The 19,598-nt window shown below is 74.5% G+C and carries 17 protein-coding genes; 8 read left to right on the top strand and 9 right to left on the bottom strand.

The features are described 5' to 3' along the window. Positions 1 to 37: 37 nt before the first annotated feature. The 4 genes from ACLWS4_RS01135 to ACLWS4_RS01120 all read right to left on the bottom strand — a co-directional run bounded on the left by ACLWS4_RS01135 (position 38) and on the right by ACLWS4_RS01120 (position 2,930). A complete protein-coding gene (locus ACLWS4_RS01135; protein ID WP_416873066.1) occupies positions 38 to 1,066 on the bottom strand; it encodes a serine hydrolase domain-containing protein in 1,029 nt (342 codons plus the stop codon). Then, the gene (locus tag ACLWS4_RS01130; protein ID WP_387820118.1) at positions 1,063 to 2,016 is read right to left on the bottom strand and encodes a DUF6895 family protein; all 954 of its coding nucleotides are present in this window, start codon (positions 2,014 to 2,016) and stop codon (positions 1,063 to 1,065) included. The genes ACLWS4_RS01135 and ACLWS4_RS01130 overlap by 4 nt, the downstream gene beginning before the upstream one ends. Beyond that, a complete protein-coding gene (locus tag ACLWS4_RS01125; RefSeq protein WP_416873065.1) occupies positions 2,013 to 2,726 on the bottom strand; it encodes a hypothetical protein in 714 nt (237 codons plus the stop codon). The genes ACLWS4_RS01130 and ACLWS4_RS01125 overlap by 4 nt, the downstream gene beginning before the upstream one ends. Before the next feature lie 78 nt (positions 2,727 to 2,804). Next, positions 2,805 to 2,930 carry a hypothetical protein gene (locus ACLWS4_RS01120; RefSeq protein WP_380349161.1) on the bottom strand — a complete coding sequence of 42 codons (126 nt, stop codon included), beginning with the start codon at positions 2,928 to 2,930 and terminating at the stop codon, positions 2,805 to 2,807. A 233-nt stretch (positions 2,931 to 3,163) separates the two neighbouring features. Between ACLWS4_RS01120 and ACLWS4_RS01115 the strand changes: the two genes are divergently transcribed. Both ACLWS4_RS01115 and ACLWS4_RS01110 read left to right on the top strand, forming a co-directional pair. Then, on the top strand, positions 3,164 to 3,937 hold the full coding sequence (locus ACLWS4_RS01115; protein WP_074004271.1) for an SDR family NAD(P)-dependent oxidoreductase: 774 nt from the start codon (positions 3,164 to 3,166) through the stop codon (positions 3,935 to 3,937). Between the two features lie 211 nt (positions 3,938 to 4,148). Beyond that, entirely contained in the window at positions 4,149 to 5,987 is a 1,839-nt protein-coding gene (locus ACLWS4_RS01110; RefSeq protein WP_049650629.1) for an ABC transporter ATP-binding protein, read from the top strand. A gap of 112 nt (positions 5,988 to 6,099) precedes the next feature. Here the strand turns inward: ACLWS4_RS01110 and ACLWS4_RS01105 are convergent, their stop codons facing one another. Continuing rightward, a complete protein-coding gene (locus ACLWS4_RS01105) occupies positions 6,100 to 6,768 on the bottom strand; it encodes a lysophospholipid acyltransferase family protein (protein ID WP_074004273.1) in 669 nt (222 codons plus the stop codon). A gap of 176 nt (positions 6,769 to 6,944) precedes the next feature. On the opposite strand from ACLWS4_RS01105, the gene ACLWS4_RS01100 reads away from it, so the two are divergent. Continuing rightward, on the top strand, positions 6,945 to 7,157 hold the full coding sequence (locus ACLWS4_RS01100; protein ID WP_049650627.1) for an EF-hand domain-containing protein: 213 nt from the start codon (positions 6,945 to 6,947) through the stop codon (positions 7,155 to 7,157). 83 nt (positions 7,158 to 7,240) lie between these two features. Here ACLWS4_RS01100 and ACLWS4_RS01095 read toward each other — a convergent pair whose 3' ends face one another. Further along, entirely contained in the window at positions 7,241 to 9,448 is a 2,208-nt protein-coding gene (locus tag ACLWS4_RS01095; protein WP_388044642.1) for a bifunctional glycosyltransferase/CDP-glycerol:glycerophosphate glycerophosphotransferase, read from the bottom strand. Positions 9,449 to 10,344: 896 nt separating this feature from the next. Between ACLWS4_RS01095 and ACLWS4_RS01090 the strand changes: the two genes are divergently transcribed. Further along, positions 10,345 to 10,611 (top strand): hypothetical protein, encoded by a 267-nt coding sequence (locus tag ACLWS4_RS01090; RefSeq protein WP_049650625.1) that lies wholly within the window; start codon positions 10,345 to 10,347, stop codon positions 10,609 to 10,611. A 237-nt stretch (positions 10,612 to 10,848) separates the two neighbouring features. Further along, positions 10,849 to 11,310, top strand: coding sequence for a YjbQ family protein (locus ACLWS4_RS01085; RefSeq protein WP_049650624.1), 462 nt, complete (start codon positions 10,849 to 10,851; stop codon positions 11,308 to 11,310). Between the two features lie 81 nt (positions 11,311 to 11,391). Here ACLWS4_RS01085 and ACLWS4_RS01080 read toward each other — a convergent pair whose 3' ends face one another. Beyond that, positions 11,392 to 11,946, bottom strand: a complete 555-nt coding sequence (locus ACLWS4_RS01080) for a DUF1990 family protein (protein WP_416873064.1) — start codon at positions 11,944 to 11,946, stop codon at positions 11,392 to 11,394. Between the two features lie 272 nt (positions 11,947 to 12,218). On the opposite strand from ACLWS4_RS01080, the gene ACLWS4_RS01075 reads away from it, so the two are divergent. Beyond that, positions 12,219 to 12,437: a hypothetical protein gene (locus ACLWS4_RS01075; protein ID WP_049650622.1), complete on the top strand. Its 219-nt coding sequence runs from the start codon at positions 12,219 to 12,221 to the stop codon at positions 12,435 to 12,437. Between the two features lie 31 nt (positions 12,438 to 12,468). On the opposite strand, the gene ACLWS4_RS01070 is transcribed toward ACLWS4_RS01075, so the two are convergent. Both ACLWS4_RS01070 and ACLWS4_RS01065 read right to left on the bottom strand, forming a co-directional pair. Further along, a complete protein-coding gene (locus tag ACLWS4_RS01070) occupies positions 12,469 to 15,507 on the bottom strand; it encodes an AAA family ATPase (RefSeq protein ID WP_416873063.1) in 3,039 nt (1,012 codons plus the stop codon). Next, the gene (locus tag ACLWS4_RS01065; RefSeq protein WP_117491108.1) at positions 15,504 to 16,673 is read right to left on the bottom strand and encodes an exonuclease SbcCD subunit D; all 1,170 of its coding nucleotides are present in this window, start codon (positions 16,671 to 16,673) and stop codon (positions 15,504 to 15,506) included. Before ACLWS4_RS01065 ends, ACLWS4_RS01070 begins: the two co-directional genes overlap by 4 nt. Before the next feature lie 251 nt (positions 16,674 to 16,924). Here ACLWS4_RS01065 and ACLWS4_RS01060 point away from each other — a divergent pair, with 251 nt between their 5' ends. Next, complete coding sequence (locus ACLWS4_RS01060) at positions 16,925 to 18,100, top strand: hypothetical protein (RefSeq protein ID WP_416873062.1); 1,176 nt, start codon at positions 16,925 to 16,927, stop codon at positions 18,098 to 18,100. Between the two features lie 302 nt (positions 18,101 to 18,402). After that, a complete protein-coding gene (locus ACLWS4_RS01055) occupies positions 18,403 to 19,059 on the top strand; it encodes an NUDIX domain-containing protein (protein WP_181970874.1) in 657 nt (218 codons plus the stop codon). Positions 19,060 to 19,598: the final 539 nt, after the last annotated feature.

Below are 19,598 nucleotides of genomic sequence, written 5' to 3'. Positions count from 1 at the left end.
GCAACGATCCAGCTGTCGGGTGGCAGGTGTTGAGTACCTAGGTGCTACGGCCGGTGGCGGTCCGCAGCACCTCGTACCCCGCCTGGACGAACCGTCCGCCCCGCTTGGGGCCGGTGTTGGCGAGGGCCGCCACCGCCGTCCCGCCCGTCGGTGAGAACCCGACGAAGGAGGTGAACCCCCGGGTCGCGCCGGAGTGGAAGTACAGGTCGCGCCCTCCCGAGCGGCGGTGGTTCCACACCAGGCACAGCTCGTCGGAGGAGTGCGGGAGCCGCAGTCTGACCCGTTGGACCTCGGCCAGTGGCGCCCCCAGCCGGCCTTCCCCCTCGCCGATGTGGGCCTGGAGGAAGCGCAGCAGGTCGCTTCCGCTGGCCCGTACCGCGCCGGCGCCCGGCAGCCCGGGGATCCGCCAGGTCGGCATCGCCCGGCCGCGCCGGTAGCCGGTCGCCCGGTTCGGCGCGTCCGGCGCGCAGGTGGTGGCGTCGAGTCCCAGGGGCATCAGGACCCGCTTGGCGAGCAGTTCCCCGTACGGCAGTCCGCCCGTCTCGGCCAGCAGTCGGCCGAGCAGCCCGACCCCGTAGTTGGAGTACCGGTGCATGCTGCCGGGCCTGCCACGTACGGTGGTTCGGGCCAGGGCGGCTCTCAACTGGTCGTCGCCGAACGCCGCGTACGGGTTGGTCTGCCAGGTCGGCACGGCTCCGGTGAGCAGTCCGGGGGGCAGCCCGGGCAGCCCCGAGGTGTGGGTGGCGAGGTGCAGCAGCCGGATCGGCTCGGGGGAGCGGGTGGCCATCGGGCGCCAGTCGGGCGGCAGTCGGCGTTCGACCGGGTCGTCGAGGGAGAGTTCGCCGCGCGTGGCCAGTTCGGCGAGCAGCAGCGCGGTGAACGTCTTGCTGACCGAGCCGAGTTCGAAGACGGTGTCCGGGGTGCAGTCGGCCGCCCGCCCTCGGGCGAGGCGTCCGAAGCACCGCACCTCCCCCTGTCCGTCGCGCGCCACGGCTACGGTGACCGCGGTCGCGTACGGTGCGGCCGCCCGGACTGCCGCCCGGACGGCCGTGTCGAGTTCGTTCATGCGGCCGCGGTGTCGGCGGTGTCGGCGCCGTTCGCGCCGCCGAGTGCCCGGGAGAGCGCGACCGTCGCGGCCACGACCGCGACCACGGCGGTGTGCTCGTGCGCGCGGATGGCCAACTCCGGGTCGTCCTCGATCGGTTCGTTGTCCCGGGGTACGAGGCCGTCCGCCCGTTGCACCGAGGCCAGGGCCTCCCAGCCGGACCGTCCGGTGACGGGTTCCCCGATGCACGAGTCGACGATCAGCAGTTCGCCGACCAGGTCCCACTCGCCGATCTCCAGCCAGATGTCGAGCCAGACCGGCAGCCAGTCGCGCAGGTAGTCCCGCATCGGTTCGGGCAGGTCCTGGGGCCGGGCGCCCCAGTCGGTGAGGTGGAAGACGGTGTGGGTGACCTGGTAGGCGGTGGACCAGGAGACGGTCCAGGGTTCGGGGAGCGCGCCGAGCCAGGTGCGGGCGGCGAGCGTGGCCCAGTCCGGCCGGTGGCTCAGCTCGATGATCCGCCGTGCGTTGGCCACGGCCAGGTGCCGGCTGCCCTGGATCTCGACGGCGTGCACGGCCCGCAGCCGGCTGAGGGATTCGAGCAACTCCTCCAGTGCGGCGTGCCGGTAGCCGAGCCGGGCGAAGTGGGCGTACGTCTCCAGCGGGTCGGTGATGGTGACGTACCGCAGCTGGCGCTCGTAGAGCATGTCGCCCTCGCGCAGCTGGCCCCAGGCGGTCGTGATGAGGTCGCGCGCGGCATGGATGTCCTGCGGTCCGGCGACCCCGTCGCGCAGCACCAGGGAGGAGGCCATCGCGACCTCGCAGAGCGGCTTGTAGATGTCGTCCGGCTTGGAGAGGTTGATGATGGCGTTGTCCGCGAACTTGCCGTAGCTGCCCTGGTACGACGTGTGCAGCCAGGACAGCGCGCGGGTGCCGAGCTGCTGGGCGATGGTGAGCGTCTGGGTGTCGGTCATGCCGGACTTCCCTCCAACAGGCGCTGGGCGACGGCGAGTTCGAGCCTGGTCCGGACGGCGCCGATGCCGACCAGGTGGGTCCGGTCCAGGACCGGTTCGACCTCCAGCCGTAGCGGGAGGCCCTCGGTGCTCGCCCAGGCGAGCCAGCGGGCGAGCCGCACGGCGGTGGTGAAGTCCCGTCGGAGCATGGAGCGGACGGTGCCGTGGGCGAGTTGCGCGGTGCCGGCGCGGGCGGCGTCGTGCACCGGGCCGTCCAGTCCGGGCAGCGCGAGCACGGACAACTGCGCCATCCGTACCGACCAGGACTGCCAGCCCAGGTCGTCAGGTCCGGGCAGCGGGGGAGGGGGTGAGGCCGGTGCGGGGTCCCCGTACGGTGTGCGGGCGAGCAGCCGGTCGGCTGCCCAGTCCTGCCAGGCGACGACCAGCGCGGCCTCGGCGGACGTCGGTGCCGGGGCGGGGAAGGCCCGTCGGGCCTCGGCGAGCAGCGCGGCGGTGGGCCCGTCGGGCTCGGCCCCGGCGAGCAGTTGCGGAGTGAAGAGGTCGGCGCCGAGCACGCGCACCGCGGCCAGCAGCGGGCGGGGTACGGCGGTGTCGGGGTCCGCGAGTGCGGCCGCACCCCCGGCGCCCCGGAGGGCGTCGAGGGTCCGGCCGGCCACCCGCTCGACCGCCGCGGCGTACTCGTCACGGAGAGGGGTTTCGGCGAACGGCATGGTGGTGAGCTACTCCTTCAGGAGACTCGGGATGGGCGCGGGGTCCCAGGGGCACGCGGCCCCGTGGGTGGGGCCCGGCTACCTGATCGGCTTCTCCTTCGGGCCCTTCGGGGAGAGAAGGACCAGGCCGAGCAGGAGCAGGAGCCCCGCGGCCTCGGGCGAGTACGTGGGCGCGTCGGACACGACGGCCTCTTCCTCCACCATCAGGCTCGCGAGTGTTTCGGCTTCGAGCGTCGCGCTGTGTGACGTCGTAGTCGTCGCGGTCCGGAACTGAGTAAGCATCAGAAGTGCCTCCTCGTCTGGATTTCACCGCCCGGTCGGACGATGCCCCCGTTCGACAGTACGAGCACCTCCCGGGGGCTGCATCCGCAACTCTCTGAGCTGGGAAATCGCCCTCGGTGTGGGTCCGGAAGCGGCGAGTCGGTACGGTCTGGGGCATGACCACAGCCTTGATCACCGGCGCGACCGCCGGCATCGGAGCCGCCTTCGCGCGACGGCTCGCCCGCAGCGGCTACCAGCTCGTCCTGGTGGCCCGGGACACCGAGCGCCTGGAGCGCGCCGCCGCCGACCTGCACGGCAGGTACGGCATCGAGACGGAGGTGCTGACCGCCGACCTCGCGACCGACGAGGGCATCGGTGCCGTCGAGGCCCGACTCGCCGACCCCGCCCGCCCGGTGGACCTCCTGGTCAACAACGCGGGCTTCGGCAACAAGGGCGCCTTCGGGACCGTCCCGCTCCAGGACGAGCTGGCCATGCTGAAGGTGCACATCGAGGCGATCCTGCGGCTGACCACGGCCGCCCTGCCCGGAATGCGGGAGCGCGGCCGCGGTGCGATCGTCAATGTGGCCTCGGTGGCGGCCTTCCTGCCGCGCGGCACGTACGGCGCGAGCAAGGCCTGGGTGGTCAGTTTCACCCAGGGCGTGCTGCGCGACCTCGGCGGTACGGGCGTTCGGATGATGGCGCTCTGCCCGGGCTTCACCCGGACCGAGTTCCACCAGCGGGCCGGCATGGGCACCGGGAACATCCCGTCCTGGTCCTGGCTGTCCGCCGAGCGGGTGGTGGACGAGGCGATGCGCGACCTGGCGCGCGGCCGGGCCGTGTCCGTGCCGGGCAAGCGGTACAAGGTCGCCGTGGCCATCGCCCGGATGCTGCCCTCCGGCAAGCTCGGCGGGGTCTCCTCGAAGGCGGCGCGCACCTACCGGACCAACTGAGGCCCGGGGCGGTCGGGGCGGTCGGGCACTCCGCGGGCCCGTACGCGCGCTCCGCGGGGCCCGTACGCGCGCTCCGCAGGGATCGTACGGGCGCTCCGCGGAGCCTGTACGGACGAGGAATAGGGCAACAGTCACTATTAGCTTATCTAACTATGAGCTATCCTCGCTATATTGCCCCGCACCCGACCGCCCCACCCAGGGAGGCCCGTCCTTGAGGCCCACCGCCATCGACTGGACCCCGCCCGAGCGCGCCGAGGGCGAACCCCGCCCACCGGCCGAGTGGCGCCGCATCCTCGCGCTCTTCCGCCCGTACCGGGCCCGCCTGGCCGTCGTCGGGCTGCTGGTCGCCGCCTCGGCCGTGGTCTCGGTCGTCTCGCCCTTCCTGCTCAGGGCCGTCCTGGACACCGCCATCCCGCAGGGCCGCACCGGGCTGCTCAGCCTGCTCGCGCTCGGGATGATCCTGACCGCCGTGGTGAACAGCATCTTCAACGTGCTCCAGACGCTGATCTCCACCACCGTCGGCCAGCGCGTGATGCACGACCTGCGCACCGCCGTCTACGGCCACCTCCAGCGGCAGTCGCTGGCCTTCTTCACCCGCACCCGCACCGGTGAGGTGCAGTCCCGGATCGCCAACGACATCGGCGGCATGCAGTCCACGGTGACCTCCACCGCGACCAGCCTGGTCTCCAACCTGACCGCCGTGGTCGCCTCCGTCGTCGCCATGGTCGCCCTCGACTGGCGGCTGACCGTCGTCTCGCTGCTGCTGCTCCCGCTGTTCGTCTGGATCAGCCGCAGGGTCGGGCAGGAGCGCAAGAAGATCACCACCGAGCGGCAGAAGCAGCTGGCCGCGATGAGCTCGGCGGTCCAGGAGTCGCTCTCGGTCAGCGGCATCCTGCTCGGCCGCACGATGGGCCGCTCCGGCTCGCTCGCCCGGGAGTTCACCGGGCAGTCCGACCAGCTCGCCGACCTGGAGGTGCGGGCCAGCATGGCCGGGCGCTGGCGGATGAACACCATCCAGATCGTGATGGCCGCGATGCCCGCGCTGATCTACTGGGCGGCCGGGCTGACCTCCGCCGCCGGTGCGCCGATCGTCTCGGTCGGCACCCTGGTCGCCTTCGTCACCCTCCAGCAGGGCCTCTTCCGGCCCACCGTCAGCCTGCTCTCCACCGGCGTGGACGTGCAGACCTCGCTCGCCCTCTTCCAGCGCATCTTCGAGTACCTCGACCTGCCGGTGGAGATCGACGAGCCGGCCGACCCGGTCACCCTGACCGACATCCGCGGCGAGGTCCGCTTCAAGGACGTCGACTTCCGCTACGACCCGGCGCAGGAGCGCCCCACCCTGGCCGGCGTCGACCTCACCGTCCCGGCCGGGAGCTCGCTGGCCGTGGTCGGCGAGACCGGCTCGGGCAAGACCACCCTCAGCTACCTCGTCCCGCGGCTGTACGACGTCACCGGCGGAAGCGTCACCCTGGACGGCGTGGACGTGCGCGAACTGTCCTTCGACACCCTGGCCCGCGCGGTCGGCGTGGTCTCCCAGGAGACCTACCTCTTCCATGCCTCGGTCGCCGAGAACCTGCGCTTCGCCAAACCCGGCGCCAGCGACGCCGAACTGGTCGAGGCCGCCCGGGCCGCACAGGTCCACGACACCATCGCCGCCCTCCCGGACGGCTACGACACCCTGGTCGGCGAGCGCGGCTACCGCTTCTCCGGCGGCGAGAAGCAGCGCCTCGCACTCGCCCGGACGATCCTGCGCAACCCGCCGGTGCTCATCCTCGACGAGGCCACCAGCGCGCTCGACAACCGCACCGAGCACGCCGTCCAGCAGGCCGTGGACACCCTGGCCGCCGGCCGCACCACCATCACCATCGCGCACCGGCTCTCCACCGTCCGCGCCGCCGACCAGATCGCCGTCCTGGACCACGGCGAGGTGGTCGAACTCGGCACCCACGAGGAGCTGGTGGCGCTGGACGGACGGTACGCGGCGCTGCTGCGCCGGGAGGTGCCGGAGGCCGCCCGGCAGCCCGAGCCGGCCGCGCTCGGGCACGTGTGACGGGGCGGGCGCGCCCGGGTTCGTGTCGAGTCGGGCAGACGGGGCGGACGCCGCGCTCGGGTGTGCGGGACGGGCCGGCGTGCGAGCGCGTGCGCCCGGGACGGGCCGGCGGTCAGGCCGCCTTCGGGACCTCGTTGTAGCTCTCCGCGACCTCCTGGCCGGAGAGCCGCTGGATGGCCGCCATCACCTCGTCGGTCACCTGCCGACGGGCCTTCAGCGAGCGGGCCTGCCCGTGCAGCTCGTCGAAGTGCAGCGGCTCGCCGAAGCGGACCGTCACCTTCTTCAGCCGCGGCAGCCGTTTGCCCACCGGCAGGATCTGCTCCGGACCCTCCAGCGCAACCGGCACCACCGGCACGCCCGCGGTCAGCGCGAGCCAGGCGACGCCCGTCTTGCCCCGGTAGAGCCGGCCGTCCAGGGAGCGGGTGCCCTCGGGGTAGATGCCGAAGGCCTTGCCGTCCTCCAGGATCTCCAGCGCCGACTCCAGCGAGGCCTGAGCGGAACGGTAGGTGCCGCGCTCGACCGGCACGGCGCCGATGGCCTCGAAGAAGCCCTTGGAGAGCCGGCCCTTGAGCCCGCTGCCGGTGAAGTACTCGGCCTTGGCGAGGAAGTGGACCCGGCGCGGGGCGGTCAGCGGGATCACCACGCTGTCGATGAAGGACAGGTGGTTGCTGGCCAGGATCACCCCGCCCTTGCGCGGCACGTTCCCGATTCCCTCGATGACCGGCCGCCAGATCCCCCGCGAGACCGGTTTCAGCACCAACTTGGTGGCGAGGTCGAGCACGATTCCCTCCCTGGACGAACGATCGCCCGGGAGGAGCCCGGGCCTGCAATCAGATCCGCAGACTACGACACCGACCCCGGCGCGCGTCCACTCCCGGCGACCGTGGCGAACACCACGGCCGGGTAGGGTACGGCCGTCCGAACCGAGCGACACCCCGCAGTACCCAGGAGGGCACCATGGAGACCACCGAGGCGATCAAGGCCTTTTTCGACCGCTTCGACAAGGACGGCGACGGCAAGATCACCCCGGCCGAGTACGCTCTGGCCGCCAACGAGATGGGCGACCACGACGTCACCATCTCGATGGCCGAGGCGCTGATCCACAGCATGGACACCAACCACGACGGCGTCCTGACCTTCGAGGAGTTCCTGGCCGCCCGCCGGCGCTGAGCCCGTGCCGGACGGGGCCGGTCGCCGTACCGGCGGCGCCGGCCCCGTCCGGAGGTCCCGCGGACGCTCCCGCGCCGCTCCTCCTACTTGTCCTTCTCCACCGGGAACACCCGGCGCACCACCCGCTCCGCGGCCCCGCCGTCGTCCCAGACGCAGAACTTCGCCCGGAAGTCGGCCCGCGCCGCCGGCTCGGGGTCGCCCGCCAGCAGCGCCCGCGCCAGCCCGTCCGCGTCCACCGTGACCGCGCCCGGCGGCTCCGCGAACAGGTCGAAGTAGACGCCGCGTTCCCGCTGGTACTCCTCCCAGTCCGGGGCGAAGACCACCACCGGCCGGTCCAGCACCGCGTAGTCGAACATCATCGACGAGTAGTCCGTCACCAGCACGTCCGCCGCGAGGTAGAGGTCCTCGACGGTCGGGTGCGCCGAGACGTCCACGATCCGTGCCGACTCCGCACCGGCCGCCGTCAGGTCGCCCGGGCCGTCCGCGTGGAAGTAGTGGGTGCGCACCAGCAGTGTGAAGTCCGGGCCCAGCCGCCGGGCCAGCTCCGCCACGTCGAGCAGCGGCACGTAGCCGCCCTTGCTGCCGCGGTGGGTCGGCGCGTACAGCACCGCCCGGGTGTCCGGCCGCAGCCCGAGCAGCTCGCGCATCGCCCGGACCTCGTCCGAAGTGGCGTTCGCCAGCCGGTCGTTGCGCGGGTAGCCGGTGTCCAGCATCTCGTACCGGCCGGGGAAGGCGCGGGCGAAGTGCCCGCTGGTGTGCGGGTTGGGGGAGACCAGGAAGTCCCAGCGGTCGACGGCCTCCTGGAGCAGGTCGAAGTCCATCCCCTCGGCCGCCGCCGGATGGTCGCGCAGGTCCATGCCCATGGCCTTGAGCGGGGTGCCGTGCTGGGTCTGGACGTGCACCGTGCCCGCCCGCTTCGTCATGGTGCGGGGGAAGTTGACGTTGTTGACGAAGTACTTGGCGGTCGCCATCGCCCTGAGGTAGGCGGGGGTGTTGACGATCACGTACGGCACCCCGGGCGGCAGCGTGGCGGCCTGGGCGCGGTTCTCCACCACCCACACGCCCCGCACCCGCGGGGCGAGTTCCTTCGCCTTCTCGTAGATCGCCGCCGGGCTGCACGCGTAACCCCGGTGCCAGTACGCGGCGTAGACCGCGAGGTGCTGGTCCAGCGGCAGCCGGCGGAACGCGTTGTACGCGGTGAACCGGGCGCCGCTGCGCATCCCCTTCTTCACCGCGGGCGCCACCGCCCGTGCCCCGCGCTTGAGTTCGCGCGGCAGCCGGCCGGTGCGGCGCAGCTCGGCGTACGCGATCCGGGCGCCGCGGGCGGCCAGCCGGTACTGCACGCCGCGCACCCCGCCGGGGAAGCGGTAGCCGGCCGGGCGGTGGCGGTCGAAGTGCCGGGCGATCCGCTGGAAGAAGTCCTTGCGCAGGTCGGTGGGGACCAGCCCGGGGGTGTCGTAGACGTTCAGGGCCTGGCGGACGGTCCGGTCGAAGACCAGGGTGCGCAGCGAGTCCGGGACGGGCCGGCCGGGGCGGTCCGGGCGGTCCAGGAAGGCGAAGATCGCGTCGTACTGGGCGAACACGTCGGCGTGCTTGGGGGAGGCGGTGGCGGTGATCGCACCGTCCCGGCCGCGCCGGTAGAAGTAGCAGGGGCGGTCCAGGTAGCGCAGCCGCTCGGCGGCCAGCAGCGCCGGGTAGGTGACCGAGATGTCCTCGTAGTAGCCGCGGCCGAAGGAGACGCCGAGGCCGTCCAGGAACGCGCGGCGGAACAGCTTGTTCCACACCGACATCACGGTCTGGAACAGCGCCGGGTGCTCGGCCAGGGTGCAGCCCTCGACCAGCGGGGAGTCGGCCAGCACGTGGCGCCAGGGGTTGGGCTCCGTCCCGCCGTCCGGGTAGACGTGGGTGAAGCCGGTGAGCAGCACGTCGGCGGGGGTCTCCCGGAGACGCTCCCGCGCCAGCTCGTCCAGCAGCGTGCCGACCGTCCCCTCGGGCACCCAGTCGTCGCTGTCCACGAACCAGACGTACTCGCCGCGGGCCTGCGGCAGGGCGGCGGTGCGGGCGCCGCCGAGGCCCTGGTTCTCGGTGAGGTGCAGCACCCGCAGCCGGCTGTCGCGGGCCGCGTAGGCGTCCAGGATCGCGCCGGAGCCGTCGGGGGAGAGGTCGTCGACCGCGATCACCTCGAAACGGGTCTCGGCGGCGGGGACGTCGCCGAGGATCGAGTCGAGGCAGCGCGGGAGGTACCGCTCCACGCCGTGGACCGGGAGCACGATGCTGAGGAGGAGGGACACGCTGGCCGAGTGTACCGATCCACCGGGCGCGACCTGCGCGGACGTCCGGTGCGGGCTTTCCGGGGCCTTGCGGCCCTTGGGGGGCCTGGGCGGCGGTGGCGGCGGCGCGGCTGCGGCGGGGGCTGCGGGGTGTCCGGGAAGGGTGTCCGTGAAAGCCGTCCGTGGCGGACAAGCCGTCCGTGGCGGACCCGGAACCGCCGGTGCCGGGCCCCTCGCGGGGCGGCACCGGCAGTCAGGTGGCGATCCGGCCGACCCTCGACGGCCGACCGCCGGTCCGGGCACCGCGCGAGCCTGGCCACCGCAGCGTCGAGGCGGCCGGGCAGTGGCTCGCGGGAGCCGGAGTTCTTCATCACTCGAACACACGCTTGAGTGCGGTGCGGGCACTGGCGTGTGCATCCGATATTGCTTGGAGGTTCGGCGGGAGTCAATCCCTCGAATGTGTTCACTTCCTGAAGTCGGTCGGTCACGGCGTCATCGGGGTCCGCGCTCGGGCGGTCATGCCCGGGCGGGCCGTGCCCGATGGGCCGGTCGGTGATCGCTTTGTCGATGTGGCGGCTGTCCCCTTAATAGGGGGACGCGGGCGGGGTGCGGGCGGAAGCGGTCGGTGCGGGCGGTGCCGGTGGTGCGTGGGCGGGGTGCCGCCGGGGTGCCGCTGTGCGCCGGGCGCGCGTCATGCGCAGGGTTGCCGCACTCGCGCCCGCCCGCCCTGGTGACGGATGGCCGGTCGTGCACCATCATTGATGCCTAGTCGTGACCGGCCGGGCGGCCCCTGGTGCTTCGTCAGTTGACGCCGCACGATACGGTGGCACAACACCAAGGACGGTTGCGCGAAGGCCGTCCTTCACGGATAGTCTTCGCCTCACGGCCCTGGCGCCTCGTAGGGGTGGGAAAAACTGATGGAACACATGCAAGTGCGGACTCGGCCCCGCGTGCCGGCGATCCAGTGCGGTGTCGGCACGACCGGCCGCCGGATCGACCGACACCTGGCCGTGCTCGGCGCGCCCGCACTCCCGGCGGTGGACACCGCCGAGGCGCTCGGGTTGATAAGGGAGCTCACGCCGCGCGGCGCCGAGGCCCCGACGACCCGTCGTCGCCACACCAGGATCTCGCTGCTGACGCCGCTGCGTCGGCTGCGGCGGAGCCTTTTCGGCGGGCGCGGCTAGTCCGACCGGTGCGGCACGGGTCCCTCCCCGCCGCCCGGTCGGAACCGACCCGGTGGACCGTCCGGTCCGCCGGGTCTTCAGTGTGTCCGGACGGCGTCCGGGCGGTGCCCGGGGGAGCGTCGCGGCCGTCCGGGGTGATGTGGTCTGAACCTTTCAGCCTATGCGAGTTTGCCCGCCCGGCACGGCCAGACGGCGAGGGAGTACGCCCGGCCCGCTGACCTGGGACAGGATGGCGCCATGGCGGACAACAACCACTCCACCCAGACCGGCTCGTTCCCGACCACCACCTTCCAGAGCAGCACCTTCGAGATCACCACCGGCTCCCGCGAGGTCGCGCTCGACATCACCGACCGCTGCGTCGAGTTCCTCGACGAACGGGCCACCGGGCGCGACGGCCTGCTCAACATCTTCGTCCCGCACGCCACCGCGGGGATCGCGGTACTGGAGACCGGTTCGGGCAGCGACGACGACTTCCTCGCCACCCTGCGCGACCTGCTCCCGGCCGACGACCGCTGGCGCCACCGGCACGGCAGCCCGGGCCACGGCCGGGACCACGTGGTGCCCGGACTGGTCGCCCCGCACGCGACCCTGCCGGTGCTCGGCGGTCAACTGGCCCTCGGCGTCTGGCAGTCGGTGGTCCTGGTCGACACCAACGGGGACAACCCGCGCCGGACCGTCCGGCTGTCCTTCCTCGGCTGACGCGCGGGAACGGCGGGCGCTCCGGCGGGCGGCGGTCCCGCGGGTGGCGGTCCGGTGGATGGCCTCGGCGGACCCGGTGGCTCAGCGGACGTGCGCGGCCACCGCGGCGAGGTAGCGCTCGATCGCCAGGTGCTGGCAGAGCAGGGCCACCGGCCGGCCGAGCCTGGCGTACCAGGCGGACAGCCGGGAGAACGCGGTGACCTCGAACCACACCTCGCCGCCGGCGTCCATCGACACCAGGAACGCCTCCTCGCCGCACTCCGGGTGCCCGGGGAGGGTGCCGTACCCGAAGCCGATCCGGTCCGGCTCCTCCACCGTCCACACCACCCGGCAGGGGATCACCAGCCGGGGCCACCCGCTCCCCGGCAGGTTCAGCCGCAGCAGCACCGTCCCGCCCTCCCGGGCCGGGCCGGCCGGGTGCACCGCGAAGCCGGTGCCCAACTGGCTGCCCCAGCCGAGCACGTAGCGCCCGGCCCGCTCCAGCACCTCCGGCCCGTGCCCCAGGTGGACCCGCCGCCGCAGGTGGGCGTAGCCGTCCGGGAGCCGCCCGCCCCCGTCCCGGGTGGCACCCACCTCGGGGTACGACGGGGTGGTGGCGCGGGCGGCGAGCAGACGTCGGTGCAGGTCGGTGGGCATGCCGGCCACGGTAACCGCCAGGTGGGAGGGGGCCGTCGGCGGGGCGGGGGCGGACCTGTGGCGGGCTTCGGCGGACAGGTTTCAGCGAACAGGTTTCAGCGAACGAACGTCAGCGAACAGAGTTCAACCGACAGCTTTCAGCGAACGTTTTCTGAAATCTGTTCGCTGCCGGCGAGGCGAGGCGGGGCGGGCGGGGGGAGAGAGGGGCGGGCGGCGGCCCGGTCACCCGCGGCGTGTTGCGGCAGGGCGGCGGCGCGGAGTAGGAAGTCGGTATGAGCGACACCGGTACGAACCAGGAAGCGGGCGTCTGCGAACTCGCGCCCGACGGCGGAGCGGAGGCGGCGCTGCGGCACGACCCGCGGGCGGCCGGCCCGCGCGCCGACTGCGTCCTGTGCGGCGAGCCGACCGAACTGCCCGCCGACCAGCCGGGCAGCACCCTCTGCCCGGTGTGCGCCTGGCAGCAGGCGCAGCGGATCGCCTGCTCGGGCTGAACCTCCGAACCCGGGTCCGGGGGTTCAGGTCCTACGCGTCCTCCCGCCCGGCCAGCGCCAGGGTCGAGCCGTGCCGTCCCTTGCGGACCAGCAACTGGGCGGGGATACGGCTGCGCAGGTCGGCGACGTGGCTGACGATGCCGACCGCGCGGTCCCGCTCGCGCAGTCCGTCCAGGACGTCCATGACCTCCTCCAGGGCGTGCTCGTCGAGGGTGCCGAAGCCCTCGTCGATGAAGAGGGTGTCCAGCGGCATGCCGCCCGCCTCGTCGGTGACCACGTCGGCCAGGCCCAGGGCGAGGGAGAGCGAGGCGAAGAAGCTCTCGCCGCCGGAGAGGGTCGCGGTGTCCCGCTCGGTGCCCGTCCAGGCGTCGACCACCCGCAGGGCCAGGCCCGAGCGCTTGGTCCCGGTGCCCCGGTCGTCGCTGTGCACCAGGGTGTAGCGCCCGCCGGACATCCGGACCAGCCGGTCGCTGGCCGCCGCCGCGACCTGCTCCAGCCGGGCCGCCAGGACGTACGACTCCAGGCGCATCCGTAGCCGGTTGTCGGCCGAGGTGCCGGCCGCGAGCGCGGCGAGCCGGTTGATCCGCCCGTACCTGTCCAGCGCCGGGGCCAGTTCGGCGGCGAGCCCGGTCAGCTGCCGCCCGATCGCGGCCAGTGCCCCGCAGCGTTCGCGGGCGGCCGCGTGGGCGGCGTGCGCCCGGCCGAGCCGGTCGGTCGCGGTGCCGAGCGCGGCCGCCACGGCGGGCAGGTCCACCGGCGGACGGACCGCGGCCTCGGCCAGCTCCGGCAGCGCCAGCTCGCGGCGGACGGCGGCGGTCTCCGTGCGGTGCCGCTCCAACCGGGCCTCCAGCCGCTCGCGCTCCTCGCGCGGCAGCAGCACCGCCAGCGCCGCCGCGGCGTCCGGGAAGCCCGCCGCGGCGGCGGCCTTGCCCAGCTCCTCCTCGGCCTCGCCGAGCCGGGCCGCCGCCTCCGTGTACGCCCGGGCGGCGACCGCAGCCGCGGCGACCGCCTCGGTGAGCCGGGTGAGGGCCGTGGCCCGGTCGGCGACCGAGGCCGCCTCGCCCCGGGCGGCCGCCACCCGGGCGGTCAGCGCCCGCTGCTCGGTGTCGAGCGCCAGCAGCCGGTCGGAGAGGACGGCCGCGCGCTCCTTGGCCTCGTGCAGCTCGTCGACCCGGCGGGCACGGTCCTGCGACAGCCGGGCGATCTCCTGCTCGACCCGGCCGAGCGCCTCCGCCGCGTGCCGCGCCTCGCGGTGCTCGCGCTCCAGCCCGGCGAGGGCCTGCGCGAGCGCCTCCGTACCGTCCGGCCCGGCCGCGCCGGACGCGGTGGCCTCGCGCACCCGCAGCGCGGTGAGCGCCTGGTCGGCCTCCGTCCAGACCCGCTCGGCGGCGGCCTGTGCCCGGCGCGCCCGCTCCTCGTCCTCGGCGCCGACCCGGCTGCCGGGCGCGGCCTCGGCGGGCGCCGGGTGCTCGGGTGAGCCGCAGACCCGGCAGGCCCGGCCCGCCCGCAGCTGCTCGGCCAGCTCGGCGGCCATGCCGCTGAGCCGGCGGTCCCGCAGGTCCAGGCTGTGCTCGCGGGCGTCCAGCGCGGCGGTGCGCAGGGCGACCACCCGGGGCTCCGCCGCGGCGATCTCGGCGCGCAGGCCGTCGCGCTCCCGGGCCGCGCCCAGGCGGATGGTCAACTCGGCGCGCTGCCCGTCCAGTTGCTCGACCCGCGAGGTCGCCGACCGGGCCTCGGTGTGCTGCTGCTCCAGGCGGGCCAGCCCGTCCTCGAACTCGGCGAGCCAGTCCTCGGCCTCCTCGGCCAGTTCCTCGGCGGCTCGCCGGTCCTCCGTCAGGGAGCGCTGCTCGCGGGCGAGTTCGGCGCAGCGCCGCTCCTCCGCCCTGGCCGCCTCCAGCCGGACCACCTCGGCCCGCAGCCGCAGCTCGGCCTCGGCCAGCCCGGCGGTGTCCGCCCCGGCGAGCTCCCGGCCCTCGCCACCGGAGCCGGCCAGCGCCTCGCGGTGCCGGCGCTCCGCCAGCCGGGCGCGACCGAGCGCCTCGGCCGCGCCCTCCCGCAGCCGCAGCGCCGACTCCACCCCGACGGCCTCCTGCGCGGCGGCCAGCCGCTGCCGGTCCGCGGCCGCGGCGGGCTCGAAGCCGGCCAGCCGCTCGGCCAGGCCCAGTGCCTCCCGGTGCCGGCGCTGGTGGCCGGCCAGCTCTTCGGCGGCCTCGCGCCGCTCCTGGGCGGCGCGCTGGGCCGCCCCGGCGCCCGCGAGGGCGGCCTCGGCGACGGCGAGCTGCTCGGCCGCGCCGCCGCGCAGGACCGCCGCCCAGCCCAGCACCCCGGCGGCCAGACCGGCGGCGTCGTCCTCGGCCGGCACCCAGCCCGCGGCGGGCTCGGCGTCCGGGCCGGCCGCCTGCTCGGCCTTGCTGGCGAGGTCCCGCAGCCGCCGCCGGCCGGCCTGGACGGCGGCCTCCTGGCCGCGCCGCTGCTCGGCCAGCCAGGCCTCCACGTACTGGAACCGCTCGGTGTCGAACAGCCGCCGCAGCAGCTTGCCGCGCTCCTCCGAGTCGGCCTTGAGGAAGCGGGCGAAGTCGCCCTGCGGCAGTAGCACCACCTGGCAGAACTGCTCCCGGTTCATGCCGACCAGCCGGTGGATCTCCTCCCCGGCCTCCTGATGCGACTTGCTGAGCCCCCGCCAGCCGGGCGTGCCGTCGCCCGTGTCGGCGACCCACTCGCGCAGCAGGGTCTGCGCCCGCTCCACGGTGGTGCCGGTGCCGACCTTCTTCGGCCGGCGCTGCTCCGGCAGCCGGGTGACCTGGAGCCGCCGCCCGCCGAGGGTCAGTTCCAGCTCCACCGAGGTCAGCCGCTTCGGGTCGGCGTGGTCGCTGCGCAGCCGGTTGGCCCGGCGCGCGCCCGGCGTCTCGCCGTACAGGGCGAAGCAGACCGCGTCCAGCACGCTGGTCTTGCCCGCGCCCGTGGCGCCGCGCAGCAGGAACAGCCCGCCGGCGGCGAGCGCGTCGAAGTCCACCGTCTCGCTGCCCGCGAACGGGCCGAAGGCGGTGACGGTGAGCTTGTGCAGCCTCATCGGGGCAGGTCCGCCTTCCGGTCGGTGGTCTCCCGGACGTGCTCGAAGCCCTCGCGCAGCCAGCCGAGCTCGTCCGGCTCCGGCTCGGCACCGGGGCGGACGTGCCGCAGGAAGCCCTCCGCGATCTCCAGGTCCCCGCGGCCGCTGACCCGCGCCGCGTACGACTGCGAGGGCTCGGCCTCGCTCCGCTCGGGGTCGAACAGCAGCTGGAGGGTGTGCGGGAAGCGGCGGCGCAACCGCTCCATCGGCTCGCTCGGCCGGGCCGCGTCGGTGAGCGTGGCCTGCACCCAGGACTGCTCGTGCTCGGCGTACCCCTCCTCGGTGAGCAGCGCGTCGAGGGTGCCGCGCAGCGTCGCCAGCCGGCGCGGCTCGGGGCAGGGGACGCGCTCCGCCGTCACCGAGCCGTCGGCGGCCAGGTCGACCAGCCACATGGTCTTGCGCTGCTTCACCTCGGAGAAGGAGTAGGCGAGCGGGGAGCCGCTGTAGCGCAGGTGCGGTGCGAGCGTCTGGCAGCCGTGCAGGTGGCCGAGCGCCGCGTAGTGCACCCCGTCGAAGACCGACGCGGGTACGGAGGCGACGCCGCCGACCGCGATGTCCCGCTCGCTGTCGCTCGGCGCGCCGCCGGTGACGAAGGCGTGCGCCAGCACCACCGCCCGGGTGCCGGACGGGCGCGCCGCGAGATCCGCCCGGACCTGGTCCATCGCGGCGCCGAGCACCGCCGCGTGCCCGCCCTTCGCCAGCCCGAACCGCTCGCGGACCAGCGTCGGCTCCAGGTAGGGGAGCCCGTACACCGCCACCGGGCCGTGCTCGTCCGCCAGCAGGACGGGCTCGGCGCACTCGCCCGGGTCGGTCCGCAGGTGGATGCCGGCCCGCCCGATCAGCCCCGCCCCGACGCCGAGGCGGCGGGCCGAGTCGTGGTTGCCGCTGATGAAGACCGTCGGCACCCCGAGGTCCGCCAGCCGGTGCAGCACGTCGTCGAACAGCGCGACCGCTTCCAGCCCGGGCAGCGCCCGGTCGTACACGTCCCCCGCGACCAGCACGGCGTCCACGCCCTCGGACCGGACCACTTCCACCAGGTGGTCCAGGAAGGCGCGCTGGGCGTCGTGCAGGCTCTCCCGGTGGAACGAGCGCCCGAGATGCCAGTCGGAGGTATGCAGCAGTCGCATGGTCCCCGACCCTAACGCGCAGCACTGACAATCCCGCCCGGCCCGGTGGAAACCACAGGTCCCGGAACTCCCGGGAGTTCCGGGGGGACGGCGGGCCGCGGGTGCCGTGCGGTGCCGGTGAGGGTGGCGCTGAGCTTGTTCGATTACTTGGGGTGAATTGTCAGTGGCTCTGTGTATGTTCCTCGGCGTCGGCCACCCCCGGTCGGGGCGGCCGACGAGGTCCGGAGTCGGGCGAGCGAGAAGGAGGAGTCATGACTGTCGTGCGGGAGTCGGTGTGCGAGGCGCTGGGCGCTGCGGCGGGGCGTCCGTCGCGGGGGCGGCGGCGGGTGCTGGTGATGGCCGGGCGGAGGCCGGGCGGCGGTGTCGGCGGGGTGTCGGCCGCCGGGCCCGGCGGGGCGGCGCCGCCCGGGGGCGGCCGGCCGCCGGGGGCCCGTGCGGGAGGGGACGGTGCGCGGGCGGTCGGGCTCGGCGGGCGGGTCCGGGGCGCGCCGCCGCCCCAGCCGGTGGCGGTGGCCCTGGCCGTCGACGCCGGGGACTTCGCCGGGCTGGCGCGGTACGGGCTGTTCGGCGGGCTCGGGCACCAGGCCTACCTGCGGCGGGCGGAGGAGCAGCTCACGGCCCTGCACCGGCAGGGGCTGGAGGTGCACCTGCGGGTCCTGGAGGCGGGCGACTTCGAGGACTACTGCGAGGCGCTCGGCCTCGATCCTCGGATGCCCGCCGCCCGGGTCGCCTACGCGGGCGATCCCGAGCTGGCGGGGGAGCCGTTCGTCTACGCGGGGGAGCGGCTGGCCGAGCTGCTCCCGGTGCTGCTGGACGACCACCGGGCGCGGGTGCGGATGTCCGTGGCCTGCGCGGCCCTGCTGGACGCCGTCGGCGAGGACCCGGACGGGCAGTTCCGGATGGCGGCCGTGATGCGGTACGTGACGTCCGTCTACCTGGCGCTCGCCGAGGGCGCGGGGGAGGGGTGCCACCTGCTGACGCTGCGCTGCCACGGCCCGGAGGACGGCGAGGAGCTCACCTCGGCGGTGGACGTCTGTGTGGAGGAGGGGCGGCTGTACCCGGCCGGGCGGGACGCCGAGGCGTTCTGCGTCACGCTCGCGGCGGGCGTCGCCCTGGGCGGGGAGGGGGCGTTGCTGCTGCACGGCGATCCGTCGGCGGGTGTCCGGGCCGCCGGTCAGGCCGACGGCCGGTCCGCCCCGGCCAGGGGTCCGGCCTCCCTGGCCGACGAGGCCGGGCTCCGGCCGCCGGTGCTCGGCTGGGCGTTGACCGGCGGGCGGCTGCGGCCGATGACGGCGCACGAGGTGTTCGACGAGCTGGCCGACGACGCCGCGCGTGGGATGCCGTTCCCGCCCGGGGTGGACCCTCGGCCCGGGTTCCCGCTGCCCGGCTTCGGGGGCGCCGGGGAAGGGGGTGGGCCGCTGGGGTGATCGGGGGGCTCGTCGCCTCCGCGTCCACCGCGTTCGCCGCCTCCGCGTCCACCATGCGGCGCTGGGGACTGTTCATCGACCGCCTGTTCGGGGAAGATTCGGAGAAGATCAACAGCAGGAGCGTGCGGTGCCCCACGCCGCCGCTCCGGCCGCTCCGTACCGCGCCCTGCAGGTCCTCCCCGCGCACCGCCGGTCCGGCGAAGCCCGACAGCGAGAGGGGGACGGATGAGCGAGCGGAGCGAGCTCGGTGCCAGGGGGTGCGCAGGGGCGAGCACCCCCGCCGAGCGCCGCGGGGCGAGAGCATGAGCCCGATCGAGTACAGCGCGGAGATCGCCGAACTGCTCGGGAAGGTGCGGCGGCGTCCCACCGCGGGCTGGCCGTGGCGGCCGGGCGAGCAGGTGCCGGAGGGGCTGCCGGTCAAGCAGTCCTGGGGGTGGCTGTTCGCACCGGACGGGCGGGTGCTGACGCTGGTGAACCCCAGGGACGGGATCTGCTCGCTGCCCGGCGGGTCGCTGGAGCCGGAGGACGGCGGTGATCCGGCGGCCGCCCTGGCCCGGGAGGCCGCCGAGGAGGCGCAGGCCGTGATCGGCCGGCCGTACTACCTCGGCTACCTCTACGACCGGGTCGGTTCGGCGAACGGCGGGCACGAGTGTGCGCGGGTCCGGATGGCGGCGGCGCTGCGGGCGGTCGGCCCGAGCGTGGCCGACCCGGCCTCGGGGCGGCACTACCGGCGGCTGCTGGTCGCGCCGGGCCTCGCCGTCGAGCTGCTCGGCTGGGGCGCGCCCGGGCTGCGCCAGGCTCGGGCGGCGGTCGCCACCGCCGCGCGCTGGCTCGGCGTGCCCGCGGCCGCGAACGAGGCGATCGAGGAGCTGCCGGTCGAGGGCTGCACGGTCTCCCCGGGCGCCGTCTACCCGGGTGCCGTGCACCTCGGTGGTGGCCGCCCCGGCGTGCACGGCTGACCACGCGCGTCGCCGTACTCCTGCGCGACCTCCCGGCGGGGCGCCCTGATGCGCCGCCCTGGCGTGGTGTCCCGCCGTGCTGCCTTGACGCGCTGCCACAACGCGCGGCACGTACGGCAGGCGCGGCCATGGCGGACGTCAACCGTCAGCCGCACGCGTCCGATCAGCCGCACGGGTCCGATCAGGCTCACCGGTGAATTTCACCGGTTCTGCCGATGCCCTGTTCCGCCCACCTTCTGACGTGCCTTGAGGTGTTCCGTCAGCCCCCCCTGCGCCCCTCGGCACCCGCTTCGAATCTGACTCGGCGGTAGCCGGGCGGCGGCCCCCCGCTTACCGTGCACAGAACTTCCGCAAGTTGCCGGTCTACGCGCGCTGCGCTACGCGCGTCACCGCGTACCCCCGCTGACCTGGGCGAAATCCCGGATTTTCGGCGGCAATTCATCTCCGGGCTGTCGGACGGCCCGTCAATATCCTTGGCATGACCGCTTCCGGGTTTGGCTACCGCCTGGTATCACTTCTGTGACCCTCGCCACGCCACC

It is taken from the genome of Kitasatospora sp. SC0581 (assembly GCF_048159585.1).
Classification (GTDB): Bacteria; Actinomycetota; Actinomycetes; order Streptomycetales; family Streptomycetaceae; genus Kitasatospora.
This window is presented reverse-complemented; position numbering and strand designations above follow the sequence as displayed.